This is a genomic window from Microvirga lotononidis (assembly GCF_034627025.1).
GTDB lineage: Bacteria > Pseudomonadota > Alphaproteobacteria > Rhizobiales > Beijerinckiaceae > Microvirga > Microvirga lotononidis.
Window position 1 is genome coordinate 3,127,408 of sequence record NZ_CP141048.1, and the last position, 17,299, is coordinate 3,144,706.

The window sequence follows — 17,299 nt, forward strand, 5'->3', positions numbered from 1 at the left end:
TCCATGAACAGCCGAGGGAAAAGGATACATCATGCCCGAGATCTTCGAGTGGGAAGGCATCACTCAACCGTCCTATTGGGGTAATCAGATCCTCGCGCCCAATGGGCAAGCGGCCATGTCCCAGATCGTGGCCACCGGCGCCAACACGGTTACGATCATCCCGAACTTTTTTCAGACGGATAAGTTCAGCAACTCGACGGGCTTGAGGCTCGGCGACCCAGCCAATCCCTGGGACGACGAGAGCGATACCTTCGAGCGGGTGAAGCTGTCGATCCTTTCGGCCAAGGAGAAGGGCCTCAAGGTCGTGCTCAAGCCGCATCTGGAAACCGTGAACCGGGTCTGGCGCGCCGAACTCGCTCCCAGCGATCCCAAGGCCTGGTTCGCCAGCTACAAGGCCATGATGGTCGAGTACGCCAAGGTGGCGCAGCAGGCGGGCGCGGAGATGCTCTGCGTCGGCACCGAAATGAACAGCATGATCGATCCGACGAAGTTCTGCAGCGACGGCAAGAGCTACACTCAAAACTGGGAAGAGATCATCGCCGCCGTCCGCGCCGTCTATTCGGGCAAGGTCACCTACGCGGCCACCTACGACACGGTGCAGAAAGTCGGCTTCTGGGACAAGGTCGATTATATCGGCGTCGACGCTTACATTCCCTCCTCGACGGTCAACGACCCGACAGTCGATCAGATCGTGGACGCCTGGGTCAAGCCTCATTTCAATCCGTGGATCAGGGATACCCTGCACGGAGGAAAGTCCGTCATCGAATATTATAGGACGCTGTCCGAGCAATACGGCAAGAAGGTGATCTTCACCGAGGTCGGCTACAAGAGCATGGACGGGGCTAACAAGGATCCCGGCGTGTTCGGCGGCAGCGGGACATACGATCCTCAAGAGCAGGTCGACTGCTACAATGCCCTGTTCAAGGTGATGGAGAATTACGGCGGCCAATGGCTCGCCGGGTCGTTCCTCTGGAGCTACTACTCCTTCGCGAACCCGATGGATCCTCAAAGCGAAGGAGGGGCAAACGTCCCGTGGACGGACTACACGACGCAGCACAAGCCCGCCAATGACGTCGTGACCTACCACTACTCGGGCCCGGCCTATCAGACGGGTCTCGTGTGGAACGGCACGGCCAATGCCGACAAGCTCGATGGCGGTTACCACAACGATACGCTCAACGGCGCCGGCGGCAATGACCTGCTGTGGGGCGGGGCCGGGCATGACCGGCTCAACGGTGGCGACGGAAGCGACGTTCTGGCGGGCGGGATCGGCGACGATGTGCTCGACGGCGGGACGGGCGACCAGGACAAGGCCGTCTTCAGCGGCCGCCGCTCGGATTATATCGTAAGCAAGAACCAGGATGGTTCTTTCACGATCTTGGACAGCCGGGCCAATGGTGACGGACGCGACATTCTCTTTGGGATAGAAATGTTGCAGTTCTCGGATGGGACTATGGCGCCTCCCAATGACCCAGGCGGAACTCTGCCGCCTCCTGATGGTCCGGCCAACCCGTTGCCGGACGGCGGCACCGGAACGAACGGCCTGGTCCTGATCGGCACCAAGAAGGCCGACAAGCTGGTCGGCGGGGCCGGAAACGACATGCTCTACGGCAGGCTTGGAAAGGATGTTCTGACAGGCGGTACAGGTCAGGACATCTTCGTCTTCGACAGCAAGCCGAATGCGAAAACGAATGTCGACAGGATCGTCGACTTCAATGTCGCGGACGACACGATCTACCTCGAGAACAAGTACTTCAAGGTCGGTTCCGGCACGCCTTCGAAGCCCAAGCAGATGGCGAGCAAGTACTTCTTCAAGGGTGCAAAGGCGCACGATGCGGACGACCGGATCGTCTACGACAGCAAGAAGGGCGTGCTCTATTACGACCCCGACGGCACCGGCAGCGCGGCGCAGATCAAGGTCGCCACGCTCTCTCCGAAGCTGAAGATGACGTACAAGGATTTCTTCATCATCTGACGGGACGTGGGAAGTGACTCCACCGTCATCTCCGGCCTCGTGCCGGCGATCCCGATGAATTGAAGCGCTTCGCTTGACGGACCGAGATGGACGGGACAGGCCCGGCCATGACGTGGAACAGGCTCGCCATCGTGCCGAACGGTGTCCGGAAGCTCGAGATGCCGCTTCGGCGACCCTCAGGATGCGTGGTGAGCCAGATCTTGTCGGCGAATGATCGAGCCGTCGCTCAATAGGCGCGGGCGATGCAGAAATCGACCGTGTCGAGGAGGGCCTGCTTCATCGGGCCCGACGGGAAGAGGGCGAGCGCGTCGCGGGCCATGGCGCCGTAATGGCGGGCCCGTTCGACCGTGTCTTCCAAGGCCCGGTGACGGCGCATGATGGCGATGGCCTGTTCGAGGTCCGCATCCTCGATCTCACCCTGCTCGAGCACGCGCTTCCAGAAGGCGCGCTCCTCGTCCGTGCCGCGGCGGAAGGAAAGGACGACGGGCAGGGTGATCTTCCCTTCGCGGAAATCGTCGCCCACGTTCTTGCCGAGCGTCGCGGCCTTGCCGCCATAATCGAGTGCGTCGTCCACGAGCTGGAAGGCGATGCCGAGATTCATGCCGTAGGAGCGGCAGGCGGCCTGCTCGGCCTTGGGGCGGCCGGCGATCACGGGCCCGACCTCGCAGGCGGCGGCGAAGAGTTCCGCCGTCTTGCCGCGGATCACGGCAAGGTATTCGTCCTCGGTGGTCTCGGTGTTCTTGGCGGCGGCGAGCTGCATCACCTCGCCCTCGGCGATCACGGTCGCGGCGGCGGAGAGGATGTCGAGGGCGCGCAAGGACCCTACCTCCACCATCATGCGGAAGGCCTGGCCGAGCAGGAAGTCTCCGACCAGGACGCTCGCCTCGTTGCCCCACTTGATTCGGGCGGCGATCTTGCCCCGGCGCATATCGCTCTCGTCCACCACGTCGTCGTGGAGGAGGGTGGCCGTGTGCATGAACTCCACGGAGGCCGCAAGCTTCACGTGCCCGTCGCCCTGGTAGCCGGAGAGGCCGGCGGTCGCCAGCGTGAGCATGGGCCGCAGACGCTTGCCGCCCGAGGAAATGAGGTGGTTCGCCACCTCCGGGATCATCGTGACCTCGGAGCCCGTGCGCGACAGGATCATCGCATTGACCCGTTCCATGTCGGAGGCCACAAGGGAAACGAGCTTCTCGATGCTCGCATTCTTCTCGGGATGCTTGTCTTCGAACGGAACGACGACGCCCACTGTCACTACCCGGGTTGCCGGCCGGGATGGCCGATAGGAATATGAATTGGCATGGCACTTTCCATGCTGCAATGCAAACGCTTACCGCAAGGGAAGGATCTCACGCCGATGGTCGAAATCGTCCGCACCAACGATCTCGTTCTGATCGGCTTCCTACAATCCCTGCTGCAAAACGCCAATATCCCCGTGCTCGTCGCGGACGCGCATATGAGTGCCCTGGAGGGCATGACGGGCGCCTTTCCGCGCCGGATCCTGGTGCCCGAAGATCATCTACGCCAAGCCCGCCGGCTGATCTCCGAGGCCGGTCTCGAAGGCGAACTGCGCCATGATTGATATCACGGAAGATTTATTGCTCGGCGGGCGCGTCCACCTTGTCCAGCCGGAAAGGGGGCATCGGGCCGGCACCGATGCCGTGCTGCTCGCGGCGTCGGCGCCGTTGCGGCCCGGCGATGTAGTGCTGGATGTGGGGGCTGCGACGGGGGCGGTCGGTCTCATGGCGGCGGCCCGCCAGAAGGACGCGCGCTTCGTCTTCGTGGAGCGCGATCCCCATCTGGCCGAATTGTGCCGCCGCAATTGTCGCGACAACGGCGTGGACGGGCAGGTTGCGGTCGCGGATGTGCTGGACAGGGATTCGCGTCTCGCGGCCGGGCTGGCCTCCGAAAGCGCCGATCTCGTCCTCACCAATCCGCCGTTCCTGGAGGAGGGGCAGGCCCGGATCTCGCCCGACCAACGTCGGGCGGCGGCCCATGCCTTGCCGTCGGGGGGGCTGGAGACGTGGCTCAAGGCCTGCGCGGGGCTGCTCAAGCCGAAGGGGCGGCTCGTTCTCATCCACCGGGCGGACCGCACCGTCGAATGCCTCCGGATCCTGGACAAATGGTTCGGCGGCCTGGAATTGCGCTTCGTTCATTCGACCGCCGATAGGCCGGCGATTCGCCTCCTGCTGTCCGGAATCAAGGGGAGCCGGGCCCCCTCGAGCATTCTCCCGCCGCTGATCCTGAACGGGTCCGATGGGCACTTCACCCCTCAGGCCGAGGCTCTGCATCGGGGGGAGGGCACGCTTGCATGAAAAAGGGCGCCTTTCGGCGCCCTTTCCCAAAGTTAGTAGCGATAACCGGGGCGCCCCACCGTGCGGCAGACCTCGATGGGACGGCGCACCCAGCGGTAGCCGTTCCAGACCCGGCGCGGCTCGACCCAGCAGCGGCGGGCGGCGCGAGCCGGGCCGTAGGCTCCATAAGGACGACCGTAATAGGGACGGCCATAATAGGGACGGCCGTAGGGAGGGCCCCCGTACTGGACCGTCACCGCAGGTCCCCGATAGCCATAGCCGGGATAATAGGGCTGCGCCTCTGCCGGCTGGACCGACAGGGCTCCGAAGCCCAGGGCTGCAACACCAAGAAAGCCGAACATCAGCTTACGCATTTTATCCTCTCCTCACCTCGCCCGCACACCGGAGTGAAACGGTGTCACGACCGGGCTGTTGTCCATGATGAAGAATTAAACGATCCTAACTGAACGCAGCCCGACAATTTCCCTAACGGTATGTTCATCTTGGGAAGCCGTGCCGTGCACCCTACATAACTGCCATGGCTCAAACATCGTTCTCCTCCATGGTCCCGGCACGTCTTCAATTTCTCCTCCCGAGCAAATATCGCACCTATTCCGACCCCGTCGTACCCGTGGTCCGCCTCTCCGGCCCCATCGGGGCCGTGATGCCCCTGCGGTCCGGACTCGCCATGGCCAACGTGGCGCCGCTTCTGGAGCGCGCCTTCTCGGTCCGAGGCGCGAAGGCGGTGGCGCTGGTCATCAACTCGCCGGGCGGGTCCGCCGCGCAGTCTCATCTGATCTTCAAGCGCATCCGTGCCTTCGCCGAGGAGAAAAAACTGCCGGTGATCGCGTTCGTGGAGGATGCGGCGGCCTCCGGCGGCTACATGATCGCCTGCGCGGCCGATGAGATCTATGCCGACCCGGCCTCCATCGTGGGCTCCATCGGGGTCGTCTCCGCGAGCTTCGGCTTCCATGAGCTGATCGAGCGCATCGGGATCGAGCGGCGGGTTCATACCGCCGGCAAGAGCAAGGCGATGCTCGACCCGTTCCGGCCCGAGAACCCGGACGACGTGGTGCGCCTGAAGGGGCTTCAGCGCCAGATCCATCAGGTGTTCGAGGATCTCGTCCGCGACCGCCGGGGCGAAAAGCTCAACGATTCCTATGACGATCTCTTCTCCGGCGCCTTCTGGGTCGGGTCGGAGGCGCTCGATCTCGGCCTCATCGACGGGCTCGGCGACATCCGGACCATCCTGCGGCAGCGCTTCGGCGAGAAGGTGCAGTTCCGCATGATCGAACCTGCCCGCCCGCCGCTGCTGGGGCGCCTCTTCGGCCGTCGCTCCCTCGGGCAGAGCAGCCTGATCGACCCGGGCGAGATCGTTGGCGCCCTGGAAGAGCGCGCCGCCTGGGCACGGCTGGGGCTGTGAGGCCGGTGATGACCGGGGGGAAAGCCCCCGGCGCTTGACTTGGGCGGCCCGTCATCCCAAGGGTTCGCCTGACATTTTCGAGACGAACCGGACGCCGACATGACGAGCGAACCCGCGCATATGAACCCTGCGCGCTCTTTCCAGGGCCTGATCCTCACCCTCCAGCGCTACTGGGCCGAACAGGGCTGCGTCATTCTCCAGCCCTACGACATGGAGGTCGGCGCGGGCACCTTCCATCCGGCGACCACCTTGAGGGCTCTGGGCCCCAGGCCCTGGCGGGCCGCCTACGTGCAGCCCTCCCGCCGTCCGAAAGACGGGCGCTACGGCGAGAACCCGAACCGGCTCCAGCACTACTACCAGTTCCAGGTGATCCTGAAGCCGAACCCGCCGAATCTGCAGGATCTCTATCTCGGCTCGCTCAAGGCCATCGGCATCGACACGAGCGTCCACGACATCCGCTTCGTCGAGGACGACTGGGAAAGCCCGACCCTCGGCGCCTGGGGGCTCGGCTGGGAATGCTGGTGCGACGGCATGGAAGTGTCCCAGTTCACCTACTTTCAGCAGGTGGCCGGCTTCGAGTGCTCGCCGGTCGCGGGCGAACTGACCTACGGTCTCGAGCGCCTCGCCATGTATCTTCAGGGCGTGGAGTCGATTTACGATCTCAACTTCAACGGCCTCGAGGGTGACCGGAAGGTCTCCTATGGCGATGTCTTCCTTCAGGCCGAGCAGGAATATTCGCGCCATAACTTCGAATATGCCGACACCGAGATGCTGTTCCGGCATTTCCGCGATGCTGAGGCTGCTTGCCGCAAGTATCTCGAAGACGGCGAGCCGAAGCCGGGCTCCAACGACAACCGCCATCTCATGGCGCTGCCGGCCTACGACCAGTGCATCAAGGCCAGCCACATGTTCAACCTGCTCGATGCCCGCGGGGTGATCTCCGTCACCGAGCGCCAGAGCTACATCCTGCGCGTCCGTGAACTGGCGAAGGCCTGCGGCGCGGCATGGCTGAAGACCGAGGGCGGAGGCGTGGCGGCGTGAGTGCCGTTCCCATCCGTTGACTTCCCTCAGACATAAAGTTCTCCGATGCCCGATCTTCTCCTCGAACTCTTTTCCGAAGAAATTCCCGCCCGCATGCAGCGCCGCGCGGCGGAGGATCTGAAGAAGCTTGTGACCGATGCGCTCGTGGAGCGCGGCTTCCTCTATGAAGGCGCGAAGGCCTTCGCCACGCCGCGGCGGCTGGCACTTCATGTGGCGGGCCTGCCGGTGAAGGGGCAGGACGTGCGCGAGGAGCGCAAAGGTCCGCGCGTCGGCTCGCCCGATGCGGCGATCCAGGGCTTCCTGAAGGGGGCGGGGCTGTCCTCCATCGACCAGGCGAAGATCGAGAGCGATCCGAAGAAGGGCGAGTTCTACGTCGCCGTCATCGAGAAGCCCGGCCGCTCGACCCCGGACGTGCTGGCGGAGATCCTGCCCGGCATCGTGAAAAGCTTCCCCTGGCCGAAATCCATGCGCTGGGGCGCCGCGTCGCGCGAGCCCGGAAGCCTGCGCTGGGTGCGTCCGCTCCATTCCGTCATCTGCACCTTCGGGCCCGAGACCGAGGACCCCGAAGTCGTGCGTTTCGAGATCGACGGCATCGCATCGGGCGATGTCACGAAGGGCCATCGGTTCCTCGCTCCGGGCGAGATCCGCGTGAAGCGCTTCGATGATTACGCGCCGGCGCTGGAACGCGCCAAGGTCGTGATCGACACGGACCGCCGCAAGGACATGATTCTGCATGACGCGAAGGACCTCGCCTTTGCACAGGGCCTCGAGCTCGTCGAGGACGAAGGCCTGCTCGAGGAGGTCGCGGGTCTCGTGGAATGGCCCGTGGTGCTCATGGGCTCGTTCGACGAAGCGTTCCTCGACATTCCGCCGGAGGTGATCCGCACCACGATCCGCGCGAACCAGAAATGCTTCGTGCTGCGCAATCCTGCGACCGGCACGCTCGCCAACAAGTTCCTGCTCACCTCGAACCTCATCGCTGCCGACGGCGGCAAGACCATCGTGGGCGGCAACGAGCGCGTCGTGCGTGCACGCCTGTCCGACGCGAAATTCTTCTGGGAGACGGACCAGCGCATGAAGCTGGAAGACCGGCTGGAGAAGCTCAAGAGCATCGTGTTCCACGAAAAGCTCGGTACGCAATACGAGCGCGTGGAACGCATCGCGGCGCTCGCCAAGGAGCTTGCGCCCATCGTCGGTGCCGATCCGGCGCTGGCGGAACGGGCCGCGCATCTCGCCAAGGCCGATCTCGTCACTGAGATGGTGGGCGAATTCCCTGAATTGCAGGGCCTCATGGGGCGTTATTATGCGACCCTGCAGGGCGAGCATCCCTCCGTCGCCGCCGCCATCGAAGAGCACTACAAGCCGCTCGGCCCGTCCGACCGGGTGCCGACCGATCCAGTGTCCGTGGCCGTGGCGCTCGCCGATAAGATCGACACGCTCGTGGGTTTCTGGGCCATCGACGAGAAGCCGACTGGCTCGAAGGATCCTTACGCGCTGCGCCGCGCGGCGCTCGGCGTGATCCGGCTGGTGCTCGAGAACAATCTCAAGCTGCCGCTGATCTCTCTGCTCGCGAAGCCTTTCGCCCGCGATGCGAAGGACGTGCTCTTCGAAGAGTTCATGCAGGCCAAGAAGCTCGTCGAAGCCATCGACGACAGCGCCATCGCCGGATTGCTCAATCATCCGACTCTTCCGGACCTCGAATCCATCTTCCGGCAGCGGCAGCTGGGGCATTCCGAGAGCCTTGCACGCATCATGTATGTGCGCGCGCTCGACCTCCTCTCGTTCTTCGCCGACCGCCTGAAGGTCTATCTCCGCGACCAGGGCGCGCGGCACGATCTCATCGATGCGGTGTTCTCCCTCGACGGCCAGGACGACCTTCTCATGATCGTCCGCCGTGTCGAGGCGCTCGGCCGCTTCCTCGATACGGAGGATGGCAGGAACCTGCTCGCCGGCTATCGCCGCGCGGCCAACATCCTGCGCATCGAGGAGAAGAAGGACGGGCGCGCCTACAACGAGGTGCCGGACCTCCAGATCGTGAACGATCAGGGGCAGATCGAGGAGAAGGCGCTCGCCGTCGTGCTGCACGGGGCCAAGGAAGAGGCCAAGACAGCCGTCGAAGCGGAAGACTTCGAAGGGGCGATGCGCGCCCTGTCGCGGCTGCGCCAGCCCGTCGATGCGTTCTTCGACAAGGTCACCGTGAACGCGGAGGACCCGGGCCTCCGGGCGAATCGCCTGCGTCTCCTCAACGACATCCGCGAAGCAACCCGCACGGTGGCGGATTTCTCCCGTATCGAGGGATAGAGCCTTTTTCGGCGAATTGGATCCGGTTCGCCGTCAAAGAATTCGTCTCCCCAAAGAACAGAGCTCCTCCCACGCCAGTGGGAGTGGCTCCAGCGGCGCCGGGTGCCGCAAATCCTTTGCCTGCCTCTGAAGAGACCTGTCTTCACTCCTTTGGAGACAGCCCTCCAAGGGGCCGGGCGGGTTAATTCATGTTAAAGTGTTGCGCGAGGGGCACAGCCAAGCCGTCACCTAGGCCCTAGGTAGACGACAACTGAATTCACCCGGTTGATGGCCATGATTCGACGCCTAATGATCGCTGCTCTCCTGAGCGCGCCCCTCGCTGCCTGCCAGACCGCCCAGCAGCAACCGAACGAGGTTGCCGCAACGGATGATTCCGCTTGGTATATCGGCACCATGCCGGACAAGCCGCACGACATCCCGCTGGTCGACCGCCGCAGGATGGACGCGAAATACGCCCGCCAGACCGTGGACTACAAGGGCCCCGAGAAGCCGGGTTCCATCGTTGTCGATATCGACGAGCGCATGCTCTACCTCGTCCAGCCCGAGGGCAAAGCGGTCCGCTACGGCGTCGGCGTCGGCAAGCAGGGTTTCTCCTGGAAGGGCATCGCGTCCGTGGGCCGCAAGGGCGTGTGGCCCAACTGGTCGCCCACCAAGACCATGGTCGGCATCAAGCCGGATCTGCCGCGCTACATGGAAGCCGGCCTCGACAATCCGCTCGGCGCCCGCGCCCTCTATCTCTACCAGGACGGCCGCGACATCCTCTTCCGCATCCACGGCACCAACGAGCCCTGGAGCATCGGCGAGCAGGTCTCCTCGGGCTGCGTGCGCATGCTCAACGAGGACGTGGCGGACCTTTACGAGCGTGTCCCCGTCGGCGCCACGGTCTATGTGAAGCGTAACGGCCGCTACCGGGTGTGAGCTGTCAGCGACGTAACCGGCCTCCGTGTCACCTGACGCGACCGGCCGGTTCGATGCTTTAGATCACGAAGAAGGCCGCATGACTCAGCGGCAGCTTGTTGGGAAGCTTAGCGATCTTGATTTGTGCGGCGGCGCCTGTCCCATCGGGATCGTAATAGAGCATGCCCTTGCTGCTGTCGTAGACGATCCTGTCGGAAGCATCGTGCGCCTTCGCCCCCTTCCAGAATGCCGCTTTCGATAGCTTTCCGGGTTTGTCGAGGGATCCCTTGCCGATTCCCTTGAAGAACGCGTCATCGAGCCAGATGACATCCTCGTTCACTCGGAAATCTGTCAGCTTGTCCGGGTTGCTACGACTGTTCAGTCTGGTGTCGAATACGAAGACGTCCTTGCCGGAGTATCCCGTGAGCGTGTCGAGGCCGGTGCCGCCCCGGAGGGTGTCGTTCCCCGATCCGCCGACGAGGACATCGTTCCCGCCGGCCCCGGAAAGCCAATCGTTCCCGTCGCCGCCTGTGAGATGGTCGACATTCCGCGTGCCGATCAGGGTCAGATGAGTCGGCGAAGGTGGGTTCGGCTCCGTCGGCAAGGGCAGGACGAGCGTCTGGTCTCCGAACTGAATGAGCTCGATGTTGCGCAGAAGGTCGCCCCCATCCCGCCCCGCGACCTTGTCGGTCACCATCACGCTGCCGTCGGCCAGAGTGGTGATGACGTAATCGTTGCGCCCACCGGAGAACACGGCCCGATCGTCGCCGTCGCCGCCATCGAGCGTATCGTTGCCTCCGCCGCCCATTAGGGTGTCGGAGCCGCCTCCGCCGATCAGCTGATCCCGATCCGGGCCACCGTCGAGGACGTCGTTATCGGCACCTCCGTCGAGCACATCGTTGCCGTCGCCGCCGGACAGGGTGTCGAAGCCCGCGCCGCCGACGAGTCTGTTGGCATCCGAATTGCCGGTCAGACGATCGGAGGCTGAGCCTGAGACGATATTCTCGATGGATTTCAGGGTGTCGTTGCCGTGACCCGTATTCTGGGCCGTGGCCAGTCTGAGATCGACGGTCGTGGCGATCGTGCCATCGAAATCGGCCGTGTCCTCGCCGTCGCCGCCGTCCAACAGGTCATTGTCGAGGCCTCCGATCAGCGTATCGTGGCCGCGGCCTCCTGCGAGCGTGTCATCGCCCTTGTCGCCGGTAAGCAGGTTCGCGCCGTCGTTGCCCTTGATCTGGTCTGCCTGAATACTGCCGGTGACGTTCTCGATATTGAGGTAGACGTCATTCCCCCACGCGCTCGACTGCGCTGTGGTGATGCCGAGATCAACGACGGCAGCGATGTTGCTGCCCTCGAAGGTGACCGTGTCGATGCCTTCCCCGCCATCGATATAGTCATCGCCGAACCATTGTCGAATGAACTCGTCGCTCGCCCCGCCGTAGAACGTATCGTTGTCGTCTCCCATTTGGACGATCCCACGGATGATGCCCTGACGATTGTCGACCAGGTCATTTCCGGCAAGGAGTTCGATATCTCCGACGATAAGTCCGCTGTTCACGATCCGGTCGATGCTCGCACCGGCACTCGCGACCGAGTTGAGGCGAGCGATGATGGATCCTGTATTGGTGAGAACGTTCAGACCGAGGGACGGTGCCATCTGCCGCATGATGACCCCATGACCGTCGCATTCGATCACCCCCGAATTGGTGATTGTCGTGTTCTGCCCATAGGTCAGGATGCCATTGCCGGCATCGATCGAACCGGTATTGGTGATCACGAGATTCGAGCCGTGGATTTCCATCGCGGTTGGAGACGTGATCGTACCGGTATTGAGAACGGTGTTGTTGTTCGTGCCGCCAATGCTGATCCCGATCGTCGCATTTGCGTTCACGGGATTATCGGCCGCGATCGCCCCATGATTGATGATGGAGGCACCACCGAGTGCGACACCGATGCCGTTTCCCATCCGAGCCGTCACTGATGCGCCGCTATGGACGGTGATGCGATAGCTCGGCCTTGCGGTCGAGCCGTCTACAATGCCCCAATCGCCCTCGACGCTTCCATAGACCGCTATGTCGCCGCCTGTGCCCGCCGTCGCGTCCACTCCGTGCCAGCCTACGGGCGCGGTGACCGTGACCGGATTGATGGTCAACGAGGAAGCATCGGCCGTGAGGACGACCGAACTGTTCTGATCTTGTGCGATGATGACTGGCGAAGGCAAAATCCGGCCTCGATATTAAGATGACACGTTACTTCATAACTATAATATACGAAATGAACTTATGGTTGAATGGCGCTGGAAACGGTTGTGCCGTCAGCGAGCTGGACCAGCGGATGTTCTCGCCTGTCCACGCTGTCTTGCCGGAGAGGACCTTGGCTGTTCAGCTTGCGTTTGGGCTCTACATGCTTCAAGCCAACATCTGCGCTGCAGCAGGGCGTATTCAGAGCCAGGGAATCGAGCGATGACGCAGTGGGTCTATACCTTCGGGGACGGCAAGGCCGAGGGCCAGGCGGGGATGAAGAACCTGCTGGGCGGCAAGGGGGCCAATCTGGCCGAGATGTCCAATCTGGGCCTGCCGGTGCCTCCGGGCTTCACCATCACGACGGAAGTCTGCACCTATTACTACGACCATGGCCGTTCCTATCCGCCGGAGCTGAAGGCCCAGGTCGAGAGCGCTCTTGCTTATGTCGGCACGCTCACCGGGCGCACCTTCGGCGATGCCGACAACCCGCTTCTCGTCTCCGTCCGCTCCGGCGCCCGCGCGTCGATGCCGGGCATGATGGACACGGTGCTCAATCTCGGCCTCAACGACGTCACGGTCGGGGCGCTCGCCAAGGGCGCGGGCGACGAGCGCTTCGCCTATGACAGCTATCGCCGCTTCATCACCATGTATTCCAACGTGGTGCTCGGCCTCGAGCACCACCATTTCGAAGAGATCCTGGACGAGTACAAGGACCGCAAGGGCTATACGCTCGACACGGACATGACCGCCGCGGACTGGCAGGCCATCCTCCCGCGCTACAAGGCGCTGGTCGAGAAGGAGCTGGGTAAGCCCTTCCCGCAGGAGCCGGAGGAGCAGCTCTGGGGCGCCATCGGGGCCGTGTTCGGCTCCTGGATGAACAACCGCGCCATCAAGTACCGCGAGCTGCACGCCATCCCGGCGAGCTGGGGCACGGCGGTCAACGTGCAGGCCATGGTGTTCGGCAACATGGGCGAGACCTCGGCCACGGGCGTCGCCTTCACCCGCAATCCCTCCACGGGCGAGAAGGAGCTCTACGGCGAGTTCCTGATCAACGCCCAGGGCGAGGACGTGGTGGCGGGCATCCGCACGCCGCAGGACATCACCGAAAAGGCCCGCGTCGCGTCCGGCTCCGACAAGCCGTCCATGGAGCAGGCGATGCCCGACGCTTACAACGAGCTGGTGCGCATCTACGGCATTCTCGAAAAGCACTACCGTGACATGCAGGACATGGAATTCACGGTCGAGACCGGCAAGCTCTGGATGCTCCAGACCCGCAACGGCAAGCGCACCGCGAAGGCGGCGCTGCGCATCGCCGTGGAGCTCGCTTCCGAGGGCCTGATCACGCAGGAAGAGGCGATCACCCGCGTCGAGCCGGCAGCTCTCGACCAGCTGCTCCATCCGACCATCGACCCGAAGGCCGAGCGCAAGATCCTGGCCTCCGGCCTGCCAGCCTCTCCCGGTGCCGCGTCCGGCGAGATCGTGTTCAACTCCGATGATGCGGAAGCAGCCAAGAAGGCCGGCCACAAGGTCATCCTCGTGCGTGTCGAAACCTCGCCGGAGGACATCCACGGCATGCATGCGGCGGAAGGCATTCTCACCACCCGCGGCGGCATGACCTCGCACGCGGCGGTGGTCGCGCGCGGCATGGGCAAGCCCTGCGTTTCGGGTGCGGGCTCGATCCGCGTGGACTACGCGGCACAGACGCTCACCGTCGCCGGACAAACGCTCAAGAAGGGCGACGTGCTGACCATCGACGGTTCCAACGGCCAGGTGCTGCTGGGCCAGGTGAAGATGCTGGAGCCGGAGCTCTCCGGCGAGTTCGCCACGCTGATGGGCTGGGCCGACAAGGTGCGGCAGATGAAGGTGCGCGCCAATGCGGAAACGCCGCTCGACGCCAAGACCGCCCGCACCTTCGGGGCGGAGGGCATCGGCCTGTGCCGCACGGAGCACATGTTCTTCGAGGGCGACCGCATCGTGGCGGTGCGCGAGATGATCCTGTCCGACGACGAGGCGGGACGCCGTGCCGCGCTCGCCAAGCTGCTGCCGATGCAGCGCCAGGATTTCGTCGCGCTGTTCACCATCATGAGCGGCTTGCCCGTCACGATCCGCCTGCTCGATCCGCCGCTGCACGAGTTCCTGCCGCACTCGGAAGAGGAGATGCAGGAGGTCGCCAAGGCCATGAACGCCTCCGTCGACAAGCTCAAGCGCCGCGCCATCGAGCTGCACGAGTTCAACCCGATGCTCGGTTTCCGCGGCTGCCGTCTGGCGGTGGCCTATCCGGAGATCGCCGAGATGCAGGCGCGCGCCATCTTCGAGGCGGCCGTGGAGGCCGGTAAGCAGACGGGCCGGCCGGTCGTGCCGGAGGTCATGGTGCCGCTCGTGATGACGAAGGCGGAGCTCGATCTCGTGAAGGCACGCATCGTCGCCATGGCTGAGGCGGTGGCGAAGGAGAGCGGCGTCAAGGTCGAGTATCAGGTCGGCACGATGATCGAGCTGCCGCGAGCCGCTTTGCGCGCCGGCGAGATTGCGGAATCGGCGGAGTTCTTCTCCTTCGGCACCAACGATCTCACGCAGACGACGCTCGGCATCTCGCGCGACGACGCGGCCTCGTTCCTCGGTCCCTACACGCAGAAGGGGCTTTTACCGGCGGATCCGTTCGTGACCATCGACCAGGAAGGCGTGGGCGAACTGGTGAAGCTCGCGGTCGAGCGCGGCAAGCGGACCCGTGGCAACATCAAGCTCGGGATCTGCGGCGAGCATGGCGGCGATCCGGCGTCGATCCACTTCTGCCAGTCGGTCGGGCTCGACTACGTGTCCTGCTCGCCCTACCGCGTGCCGATCGCGCGCCTCGCCGCCGCGCAGGCGGCGCTCGGCAACAAGGCAGCGAGCCAGGCTTAAATGGTCCTGTCTCGTTCGCGTCTTCTCTATATCGGGACGGTGCTGGTTTCCGGCATCGTCCTCGGTTATGCCGCGCGTCTCAATCCGGCATGGCAGCAGACGGCCGTGCCGCCGGCCGCCTGGCCCTTCGCCGTGTCGTTGATCCTGGATCTCGCGATCGGCCAGCTCGCGTCTCAGGGCAAGGCGGAGCCGCTCACCATGGGCGATCGCTTCGTGGCCGTGATCGGCGCTGGTTTGATCGTGACCCTGATGATAGCCTTCGGCTGACAACATCAAACAGGGGACAGAGATGACGCTGCACAAGGGTTCATGCCATTGCGGCAAGGTGGCCTACGAGGTCGAGACGGATCTCGATCAGGTCATCGAGTGCAACTGCTCCATCTGCAGCCGGAAGGGCTATCTGCTCACCTTCGTGCCGCGCGGTGCCTTGAACGTGATCCGCGGCGAGGAGGATCTCGCCACCTACACGTTCAACACGCACACCATCCAGCACCGCTTCTGCTCCACCTGCGGCTCGGCGACCTTCGGCGAAGGCAGGCAGCCGACGGGGGAAGCCATGGCCGCCATCAATGTGCGCTGCCTTGAAACGGTGGATCTGGCGGAGATCAAGCCGCTCCCGTTCAACGGGCGGGACGCAAGGGGCTAGCCCTTCCACCTCATGGCCCGCCTCGTGCCGGCCATTCCGCTTGTTCGAAGCGCTTGCTCTCAATGAAGTGAGATCACCGGCACGAGGCCGGTGATGACATGTGAAGGCGGCTTGCGGATCGGATTCGGTGCAGGATCTGCGCACCTCATCCGGGATGGCGCGATGCCTCGACGATCACGCCATCGCCTCCGTCGAGCGCCGCAGCCCGACATACTGGAACTCCGCATACATCAGCACGACGAGCGCCTGCGCGATCACGAAGGCATAGCCTGCGCTCGTCGGCGACACCCAGCCGCTCATCAGCAGCAGGGCGCTGTCGAGGACCCAGAGGGCATTGCCGAGCACAACGGCCCAGGCGACGGGCTTCTGAATCTGCTCCCGCAGGCCGAGCCAGCCGATGAAGGCCGCATAGGGCAGGAGCACCAAGCCTGCGACGCGCAGGAGCGTTTCCGGCAGGCCGAAGATGCCGCTCAGGGCTCCGGCGCCGATCAGCAGCATGAGGCCGAAGGCCGCGCTGGTGGTGGCATCGGCCACGAGGGCCTGGCGCAGAAGCGGGGAGGATTGGATCGTCATCATGGTTGTCTCCTGTCATCGATCGGCTGAGGGCCTCAACCGTGAATGCAGGATTTCGTAAGGACCGAGCGCAGTCGATTACCTCCGAGGTCATGGAAGATGAACGCGCCCCACGTTATGGTCCGCTCATGACAACAGCGAGCACCCGACCCGTGACCACCGACCGACATGTAGGCGACTACCTGCGTGAATGGCGCCAGCGCCGTCGCCTCAGCCAGATGGATCTCGCGCTCGAAGCCGAGATCTCCACGCGGCATCTGAGCTTTCTCGAAACCGGCCGCTCGCAGCCGAGCCGGGAGATGGTGCTGCTGCTTGCGGAGAAACTCGACATGCCCCTGCGCGAGCGCAACATCATGCTGGTCTCGGCGGGCTTCGCGCCGGTCTATTCGCAGCGTTCCCTGGACGATCCGGCCCTTGTCAGCATGCGCCAGGCAGTCGATCTCGTGCTGAAGGGCCATGATCCTTACCCGGCGCTCGCGGTCGACCGGCACTGGTCGCTCGTATCGGCGAACGAGGCTCTCGTGTCGCTGATCGGCGACGTGGATCCGGTGCTGATGAAGCCGCCCGTCAACGTGTTGCGCCTGAGCATCCATCCGGCGGGTCTCGCGCGACGCATCGTGAACTTCACCGAATGGCGCAACCATCTGGTCCACCGTCTGCACCGCCAGGTGGATGCGACCGGCGATGCGGTTCTCGCCGCTCTGATTGAGGAGCTGCGATCCTATCCGACACCTGATGCGGCTGCGCGGGCGCCGAAGACGAACCACGATCATGCCGGCATCGTCGTGCCGCTCCAGCTCCACACGGAGGAGGGCGTGCTGACGCTCTTCAGCACCACGACGATTTTCGGAACGCCCGTGGACGTGACCCTCTCGGAACTCGCCATCGAGGCCTTCTTTCCGGCCGATCCTGAAACGGGTTCGGCGCTGCGGCGTCTTGCCGAGAAGCGTCAGGCTGCCGCAGCAATGGCCGGATGAGGGACGGCGAGCCTTAACCACCCATCAACCTTAA

The 17,299-nt window shown here is 64.0% G+C and carries 15 protein-coding genes; 11 read left to right on the forward strand and 4 right to left on the reverse strand.

Features of this window, described 5'->3' with window-relative positions; translation table 11 throughout:
• The first annotated feature begins 31 nt into the window (after positions 1–31).
• Complete coding sequence (locus U0023_RS14835; protein ID WP_009764762.1) at positions 32–1,975, forward strand: glycoside hydrolase family 113; 1,944 nt, start codon at positions 32–34, stop codon at positions 1,973–1,975.
• A gap of 226 nt (positions 1,976–2,201) precedes the next feature.
• Here the strand turns inward: U0023_RS14835 and U0023_RS14840 are convergent, their stop codons facing one another.
• On the reverse strand, positions 2,202–3,221 hold the full coding sequence (locus tag U0023_RS14840) for a polyprenyl synthetase family protein (RefSeq protein WP_040639358.1): 1,020 nt from the start codon (positions 3,219–3,221) through the stop codon (positions 2,202–2,204).
• Between the two features lie 108 nt (positions 3,222–3,329).
• Here U0023_RS14840 and U0023_RS14845 point away from each other — a divergent pair, with 108 nt between their 5' ends.
• Complete coding sequence (locus U0023_RS14845) at positions 3,330–3,554, forward strand: putative signal transducing protein (protein WP_009764764.1); 225 nt, start codon at positions 3,330–3,332, stop codon at positions 3,552–3,554.
• Positions 3,547–4,287 carry a tRNA1(Val) (adenine(37)-N6)-methyltransferase gene (locus U0023_RS14850; RefSeq protein ID WP_009764765.1) on the forward strand — a complete coding sequence of 247 codons (741 nt, stop codon included), beginning with the start codon at positions 3,547–3,549 and terminating at the stop codon, positions 4,285–4,287. Before U0023_RS14845 ends, U0023_RS14850 begins: the two co-directional genes overlap by 8 nt.
• A 32-nt stretch (positions 4,288–4,319) precedes the next feature.
• Here U0023_RS14850 and U0023_RS14855 read toward each other — a convergent pair whose 3' ends face one another.
• The gene (locus tag U0023_RS14855; RefSeq protein ID WP_009764766.1) at positions 4,320–4,640 is read right to left on the reverse strand and encodes a hypothetical protein; all 321 of its coding nucleotides are present in this window, start codon (positions 4,638–4,640) and stop codon (positions 4,320–4,322) included.
• 164 nt (positions 4,641–4,804) lie between these two features.
• Between U0023_RS14855 and U0023_RS14860 the strand changes: the two genes are divergently transcribed.
• The 4 genes from U0023_RS14860 (at position 4,805) to U0023_RS14875 (ending at position 9,949) form a co-directional block, all read left to right on the forward strand.
• Positions 4,805–5,689: a S49 family peptidase gene (locus U0023_RS14860; RefSeq protein ID WP_040639359.1), complete on the forward strand. Its 885-nt coding sequence runs from the start codon at positions 4,805–4,807 to the stop codon at positions 5,687–5,689.
• A 99-nt stretch (positions 5,690–5,788) separates the two neighbouring features.
• Positions 5,789–6,730 carry a glycine--tRNA ligase subunit alpha gene (locus tag U0023_RS14865; RefSeq protein WP_009764768.1) on the forward strand — a complete coding sequence of 314 codons (942 nt, stop codon included), beginning with the start codon at positions 5,789–5,791 and terminating at the stop codon, positions 6,728–6,730.
• A 45-nt stretch (positions 6,731–6,775) separates the two neighbouring features.
• The gene (glyS, locus tag U0023_RS14870) at positions 6,776–9,031 is read left to right on the forward strand and encodes a glycine--tRNA ligase subunit beta (protein ID WP_009764769.1); all 2,256 of its coding nucleotides are present in this window, start codon (positions 6,776–6,778) and stop codon (positions 9,029–9,031) included.
• Between the two features lie 267 nt (positions 9,032–9,298).
• Positions 9,299–9,949 (forward strand): L,D-transpeptidase, encoded by a 651-nt coding sequence (locus tag U0023_RS14875; RefSeq protein ID WP_009764770.1) that lies wholly within the window; start codon positions 9,299–9,301, stop codon positions 9,947–9,949.
• A gap of 58 nt (positions 9,950–10,007) precedes the next feature.
• On the opposite strand, the gene U0023_RS14880 is transcribed toward U0023_RS14875, so the two are convergent.
• Complete coding sequence (locus U0023_RS14880; protein ID WP_009764771.1) at positions 10,008–12,149, reverse strand: calcium-binding protein; 2,142 nt, start codon at positions 12,147–12,149, stop codon at positions 10,008–10,010.
• Between the two features lie 241 nt (positions 12,150–12,390).
• Here U0023_RS14880 and ppdK point away from each other — a divergent pair, with 241 nt between their 5' ends.
• The 3 genes from ppdK to U0023_RS14895 are packed head-to-tail and all read left to right on the forward strand — an operon-like array spanning position 12,391 to position 15,715.
• Complete coding sequence (gene ppdK, locus U0023_RS14885) at positions 12,391–15,069, forward strand: pyruvate, phosphate dikinase (RefSeq protein WP_009764772.1); 2,679 nt, start codon at positions 12,391–12,393, stop codon at positions 15,067–15,069.
• Positions 15,070–15,336: a hypothetical protein gene (locus tag U0023_RS14890; protein WP_009764773.1), complete on the forward strand. Its 267-nt coding sequence runs from the start codon at positions 15,070–15,072 to the stop codon at positions 15,334–15,336.
• Between the two features lie 22 nt (positions 15,337–15,358).
• The gene (locus tag U0023_RS14895) at positions 15,359–15,715 is read left to right on the forward strand and encodes a GFA family protein (RefSeq protein ID WP_009764774.1); all 357 of its coding nucleotides are present in this window, start codon (positions 15,359–15,361) and stop codon (positions 15,713–15,715) included.
• A gap of 174 nt (positions 15,716–15,889) precedes the next feature.
• Here the strand turns inward: U0023_RS14895 and U0023_RS14900 are convergent, their stop codons facing one another.
• A complete protein-coding gene (locus U0023_RS14900; protein ID WP_009764775.1) occupies positions 15,890–16,291 on the reverse strand; it encodes a hypothetical protein in 402 nt (133 codons plus the stop codon).
• Positions 16,292–16,416: 125 nt separating this feature from the next.
• On the opposite strand from U0023_RS14900, the gene U0023_RS14905 reads away from it, so the two are divergent.
• A complete protein-coding gene (locus U0023_RS14905) occupies positions 16,417–17,265 on the forward strand; it encodes a helix-turn-helix domain-containing protein (protein WP_052600703.1) in 849 nt (282 codons plus the stop codon).
• The last annotated feature ends 34 nt before the right edge of the window (positions 17,266–17,299 follow it).